The organism is Methylobacter psychrophilus (assembly GCF_025583945.1).
Classification (GTDB): Bacteria; Pseudomonadota; Gammaproteobacteria; order Methylococcales; family Methylomonadaceae; genus Methylobacter_C; species Methylobacter_C psychrophilus.
The window spans coordinates 1-6,697 of the sequence record NZ_JAOEGU010000093.1 but is presented as its reverse complement, the minus strand read 5'-3'; the positions used below and the strand labels follow the sequence as shown (position 1 = coordinate 6,697).

Here is a 6,697-nt window from a genome sequence, read left to right as displayed (position 1 = left end):
TCCGGCAAGCATATGGTTGGTAGAGATTTAGGCCGACTGGAACCGACTGCTTCGCTACAGTACCGTGCTGCTGGATGATTTGCCAAAAATAAGAATGTAAAGAGTTTAAAAACTTGAACATCGAGTATTACCAGGAAAAATTTAGGGTAATGATACAACTTAATTAATTAACGCTAAACATCATAGCTAACCCGCTATTTTAATTAAATCAAGACAATGCTAGAATCCGGATTCATTCGACAATACCGCATAACATTTACCTCATCTTGATCGTTTTATTATCAAAAATAACAATAAGGGGATTTTTCAATGCAAAAAATACTAAAAACCGCCACATTCGTTGCAGCCCTGATACTCTCAGGCTGTGCCTCACAACCTGTAAGTACTTTTGAAACCTTTCAAGCCCATGACTTGAATGGCTTGCTATCTTCCGGCCAATACGTACAAAAAGCAGACAATTTCTTTGTTATTAATGACTCTTCATCGTCAATGGCAGATGAATATCTGGGTATAGGTTATCCTGCCCAGCCAAGTCCGACAAAATTCTCGGTTGAAAAAGAAATCCTTAACCGTATTAATCACACGATTCCCGACTTAAAATTAACGTCAAGTATTCGTAGCTTCGGCTTTGGCGATTGTTTGTCCTGGGGATTTACCCAGCTTAATCAGGCTCCTGTCAGCTATTCAAAACCGGTTTTTGGCAGTGGTATAGACGCATTGACTTGTGCCAGTGGCGGCTCACCCATCGCCAGCGGAATTAAGGGCACAACCGAAGATTTATCAACAACAGCTGGTAATATTGCTGTGCTAATACTCAGTGATGGTCACCATCTGGACTCGGATGGCGTTGATGAACTTCAGACCTTAAAGCAAAAGTACGGCGACAGACTTTGTGTTTATTCTGTTTGGGTAGGTAATCAAGAAGAGCAATCCGGCATAACCCTGTTAAATCAACTGGCTAATATTTCTAGCTGTGGATTTGGCACAACGGCTGACAGAATTTCCAGCCCTGGCAACATGGCTAATTTTGTAAAAAGTATTTTCCTGAAAACCGGTACTCCCATTGCTGCCGACTGCTCGACTCTTGACTCGGATGCTGACGGTGTTAACGACTGCATTGATAAATGCCCTAATACAATACCCGGAGCAAAAGTTAGCATACTGGGCTGCTGGATTGTTGACGTAAAATTTGACAATGACAAAGCCGATATTAAGCCCGAATACTATCAAAACCTTGACAACGCCGCAAAGCGTATTCAGGAGCATCCAGAGCTGTTACTTGAAATACAAGGCCATACCAGTAAAACCGGCTCATTCCAGCACAACATGAAATTATCCGAGCGCCGCGCCTTGGCTGTTAAAAACTACCTGATTAACGGTACTCATTCAACCAACATCACTTCCCGTGGTTATGGTTGGACTCAACCCATCGACACCAATGAAACAGAAGCCGGACGTGCCAACAATCGCCGTGTGCAACTGGAAGTTAATGGTCAAGCCCAACAACCTCTAAATCCTCAATAACCCTCATCACCACTACCAGACTGAATCCTCTTAAAATCATTAACGGTTTCAGTCTGGTAGATATCTACATAAATAATATTGGAAATATCCTGAGTTGCTTATTGCCCAATCACAAGCTTTAACGGCTGCATTAAATAATGAAACCATCAATTATCCGTAATCTTCCTCGAATAAAACCACATCTGATAGATGCTGAGCAGGATTTGCAGGCCCATGGACAAGCCCATTAACGCACCGCTATAAACAACCACATAGGCAAATGCAGGCGTGGATTTGGTAATAAACCAGGACAAAATATCCAAAAGCATGGCAGCAAAAGGTATGACCACCGCAACTCTTTTTACATAAACATTAAGATCACAGAGCAAAAACATTTTACCGATAAAAAACAGAATAAAAGCAATACCAAATAAATGAATATGCGATACACGAACCAAAGTAGGAATTGTTGCACCGCCGGCATGCGCAACCTCCGATACCGTCGCATAATGCGTCAAATCCGGTAATGATGGATTAATACCGGGTGTATGACACAAAATACAATCACGATTTAAGATCGGAGCGATTTTTTCGTTATATTCCGGCTCGTTGGCGCCACGTTCTATCCATTGCAAAATAACATCTTTATCGCTTTTATATTTTAAATTGGATTCCATAATCCCATTAATGGCGGTACCCAATCGCGTTTGATTACTTGACCCATGATAACTAATGACAACATCTTCAATCGACAGTCCTGCTTTGCCATCAAGCCCTTGATGGGTGTAATACATATTCGCAAGCGCCATCAGATAACCCAAGCCTATGGTTAACAGAAACACCGTGTTTAAAATTCGCTCGCTGACAGAAATATCTTTAAAGCGGGTATAACGTTCTTTGACCATAATATTTTTTAAGCAATGAGGAGATGAATTTCGTTGTGAAATTTTCTGAAAGCAGCGTTACAGGCAAGGTCATTTTTACCTTGCCTGTATTTTACAAGGTTAGTAAATCAATTCGGCAAAACCAGTCAGATTAATTGAGCTTAGAACACCAACCAGCCATTTACCACAAAAGTATTATTATTCAGGGCATCAGCATGGGTACCGTTATATTGAGAGCAACCAATATACTCCAAGCTGGTACGCAAATTTATCAGATATAAATACGAACAGGATTACCAAACGGTACAGACAACAAAGATACCTGATATTTTCGATGTACTTGAAACTCATATTGAACCAAGTAGCCGTTCAAAACGGTTTTTACCAAAAATGAAATACGCAAATATAAAACTGCTGGAAATAAAAACACGACTAAATAACTGTTTGTGTTGGCGCTATATTTTTTCCATTCTAAAAACAATAAGCCTTTTAGCATGGCATACTTAACATCCGTTATTTACCGTTAAAAATTGACGAATAAAGATCCCATTATCAGGTGATGCATAGTGTTATTGGTATGCGTATTATCGTCCAAATACTGATTAAGATAACCGCCCTCAGCTCGAACGTTTTTATTGAAAGCCCAGCCCAAGCCTGCAAAAGCACGATTTTGATCGAAACCGGACTGGCCACCGGCCGGTGTTGAATTAACTCGTATAAAAAACTCGTCCCAAGTAATCAGACTTAAGCGCGGCTCAAATTGCAAAGGATGCATCAATCGAATCATCTGCCGTGGACGAACCCGAACCTGATCACCATTACCCGGTATAAAATTAGTTTCTATCATGGTTCTAAAACTAAGCGTTCCGATACTGGTCGGCATGACATAACGAAAACCAGGCCAGACATCTTGCTGCGATTTAGAACTTTTACCAACGTTTTGGGTAGGCACCCAAGTATATCCAGCCCAAATTGTGGCGCGATCACTCAATGAATAACCCACCGCCGCCCTTGCCAAGCCTTGATACCAATGGTTCCAGTTATCGTCCCAACGGGATTGTCCCTCAACCCAGACACGCGCCTTTTCCAGGCTTGGATCGACAACTTTCAAGCTACCTTCTGCAACAACTTGCGCCCAACTACCCGCATCCTGTAATAAATCATCGGGTGGCGGCGTTGCTGCCATATTGGCACAACTAAAAATGGCTGCCAATATACCGACTATTTTTATTTTTTTATTTTTCATGTTGCTTGCTCTGTTTCTTGTTGGCACTAAATAACCAGCCTGTATTCTTAATCAAATTCAATATTCCTTTACACGGGTAAGCTACTTATCACCGCAGCTACAGGAACTTGACAGAAATAGGCATAAATTGATCAGAAACTTTAAGGTAATAAAGCCGTTATGAAACGACCAATATAATCGGATGCAATTTTTATCACTATGGGAGGCATAAATTGTGCGTATTTATCATGCATTAATCGAGGATTCCATATAATGGGAACACCTTTTTGAATAGATACAGGCGGTATCTTGTGTACATTAATTACGATGGGCGGATAAGCATAATAAGGAGCGTAATTATCCAAGAACAAACTCTGTCTCGCCATTTTATGGTATTTTTTTTTCATATTATGTCTCTCGGTTAAAGCGAAATTAATTTATTAAAAACAACGTTTAACTTAAAGCCATTTCCGTGCCAACATTGAATAATCAAAAAAACATGAGGAATATCAATCTTAACGATTAAAAAATAGAGATTATAAATAAAGAAGAAAAGTGTTCCTGGTTCAAATAAGCCGTTTAATAAGGGTTCTTTTCAACTATCAGCGCTTTTGTAGTCCATTTCACCGCCACATCTAACCGAACTCCAATGCTAACGGCTCCCGTGTAAACTGGTGCAGTTTTTCAGGACTGGCTGTCGCAGAAATAGCCTGAAATTTTAATTCATGACTAAAAATAGATACCTAATTGTACTATTATTTCAACGGTGCTGGTGGCGGTGACCCAGACGGTGGTGGTGGAATATGTTGATGTGTTGTAGCAGCTGGAAGAGCGGATAACCCGGAAAATTGTCCTGACACAGGAACCTGATGACCTTTGGCATACATACATTGAATATACGCTATATCGAAACGCTGCTGTACCGTGTCCATAGAGCTGCCGGCAACACCTGTACCAACCAGGCTGCCAGCTATTAAACCGCTACCGGCACCGATAGCAGCACCACTACCACCGCCGAAGGCTGCACCCGCTGCTGCACCTAGCGCCGTACCAACGACAGCACTGGTGACGCCACTTTGCACTCCTGCTTGATTAGCTGTAATACCGCCAACCTGAAAAGAAGCGTATTGCTGACAGATAATATCGTCATTACGAAACTGCTCAAAAACCACACCAGTGCCGGGAAGCACCATAACACTCGGCCCATTGGGTAAACTGGCACAACCGCTGATGACCAATATAACTGTGGCCAAAAACACGAAGGAAAAACGTAACATAGGTAAACTCCTTAACGAGGTGCAGGTGGCGGTATCGGATTAACTTGTTGCCAGCCAAGAGGACATTCCTTGACATAGGGATAATAGCCTTCGGGGTTATTACAGTAATACCAGTAACCCGCCGGATATTGTTGCTGTTGAGGCGGCGGAGGCTGCTGAATGTAAACCGGCGGCGTTACCGGTATGGTAATTACAGTCGGCGGATAATAAGGATACCGATTAGGGTAATAAGGATAAATCGGCGCATTCAAATAAAAGCTATAATTGGAACGACCGCCATAACCATAGCCACCGCCATATCCGCCACCATCATAGCCATAGCCTCTTCCAGCCCATATAGAGGTGCTAGTTATTGATCCAAGCAAAACAATGCCCCAATAGACCACGGAAATTTTTTTCATATAAGTCTCCATTCCGCTTAAGCAGAACGCATCAAAAATGTGAATCCGACGAAATGACGTCAAAAAAGTTCAAGGGATAACATTATCTCCTTCTTTTGCAATCAGGGATTATTTATATCAATATTCATGAGTGTTTTCTTTAAAGCCAAGGATTTTTTATTTTTCATATTTTATGATCGTTTTAAAAATCAAAACGCCGACTTTGGTACAGTCAAGATTTTTACCTGACTACCAATTACCATGTCTGCCATGATCCTCAACGAATTTACTTGCTCCTGTTATTTCACTGGTTATTTCAAAGCAGAACATGGCGCTGTGATCATTATTTGATTCAAATTGATCAACCTCAACTTCAAATTCAGTCGCTTCATTAATTAAATCACCAGCATCATCATACTCAGCATTAACTCCATAGCAATCACCATAAACACCCATAATAAGATTGTCATATACGGTTAAATATCGATCATCCTCTGACAGATAATCCTTATCAGGCGTCCATAAAGCAAATGGGGCTTCGTGCAGTTTCGCAAAATTTTTGGCTATTACTATTTTTTGACTATCATTATTCATTTTTATTTACCGTTAAATATTCATAAATGGACAAGTACCGTCAGGCTTTTATTTTGAGCCTGACTCTTTTGATTCTGTGGTTAATGCTTGTGATTCTTGACCTTGACCGATCATTGTCAACAGTTGTGACAAATTTCCAGAGGATTGCACTGCCAATTTTGGCCCCTGTATTTTTTCTTGCGTCCAGTCTACTATTTCACCTGAACCCCAAGACGCTCCTGATGCGAGTATAAACACCAGCATGCCGCGTGTTATACCTTTGGCCAAACCACGCTCTTCCAGATAACCCTGTAGATATCTGGCCGCTATAAAGAACACAATGGTAGAGATAATAAGGCTCCAAAGGGAGGGTAGCGTGAACATAAGCAGATTTTCTCTTGAGTTTAATTGAGAGGTTATTTTTTCAATGGCCTTATTAAATACTGCATCAAGCATTAAGGCGATTTCCTGCGAAGAAAATACCCAATTCGCTGGTCTTTTTATTTATTTTCTGCGTTGTCAAAATAGTTACGTAGCCAGCTACGCGCCTATTTTTCCGCCTCGGTAACTGCTCCTGCGTTGCTCTAGCTCCTGCATCCTTGCAGTCGTTGAAAATAAACAAAAATCCTGCGCCACTTCGGTATACTCATTCTTGGATATCGCCTAAGAATTGATCTTGCCAGTACTTAATAAATATGTGTAACTAAATTAAGCGCTTTACCAGTTGTTCATTAGACATCTTTCCTAAATACAGCCATAGCGTAAGTTAACAAGAGCAGCCACTAAATTCCATGTCAAGGAGTAATGCTTGTGTTTGCCCCGATAAACATCTTTGGCAATCCTGAAAATTTTGCA

General features: G+C 41.0%; 7 protein-coding genes. 1 reads left to right on the top strand and 6 read right to left on the bottom strand.

What is annotated here, in order from left to right:
- Positions 1–309 precede the first annotated feature (309 nt).
- Positions 310–1,524: an OmpA family protein gene (locus N7974_RS19830; protein ID WP_262967268.1), complete on the top strand. Its 1,215-nt coding sequence runs from the start codon at positions 310–312 to the stop codon at positions 1,522–1,524.
- Between the two features lie 146 nt (positions 1,525–1,670).
- Here N7974_RS19830 and N7974_RS19825 read toward each other — a convergent pair whose 3' ends face one another.
- From N7974_RS19825 to N7974_RS19800, 6 genes are all read right to left on the bottom strand, one after another.
- Positions 1,671–2,408, bottom strand: a complete 738-nt coding sequence (locus tag N7974_RS19825; RefSeq protein WP_262967267.1) for a hypothetical protein — start codon at positions 2,406–2,408, stop codon at positions 1,671–1,673.
- Positions 2,409–2,910: 502 nt separating this feature from the next.
- Positions 2,911–3,633 carry a DUF2490 domain-containing protein gene (locus N7974_RS19820; protein WP_262967266.1) on the bottom strand — a complete coding sequence of 241 codons (723 nt, stop codon included), beginning with the start codon at positions 3,631–3,633 and terminating at the stop codon, positions 2,911–2,913.
- Between the two features lie 734 nt (positions 3,634–4,367).
- Positions 4,368–4,889 carry a glycine zipper family protein gene (locus N7974_RS19815; protein WP_262967265.1) on the bottom strand — a complete coding sequence of 174 codons (522 nt, stop codon included), beginning with the start codon at positions 4,887–4,889 and terminating at the stop codon, positions 4,368–4,370.
- An 11-nt stretch (positions 4,890–4,900) separates the two neighbouring features.
- Entirely contained in the window at positions 4,901–5,290 is a 390-nt protein-coding gene (locus tag N7974_RS19810; RefSeq protein WP_262967264.1) for a hypothetical protein, read from the bottom strand.
- A 228-nt stretch (positions 5,291–5,518) separates the two neighbouring features.
- A complete protein-coding gene (locus tag N7974_RS19805; protein WP_262967263.1) occupies positions 5,519–5,863 on the bottom strand; it encodes a hypothetical protein in 345 nt (114 codons plus the stop codon).
- 48 nt (positions 5,864–5,911) lie between these two features.
- Positions 5,912–6,298: a hypothetical protein gene (locus N7974_RS19800; RefSeq protein WP_262967262.1), complete on the bottom strand. Its 387-nt coding sequence runs from the start codon at positions 6,296–6,298 to the stop codon at positions 5,912–5,914.
- Positions 6,299–6,697: the final 399 nt, after the last annotated feature.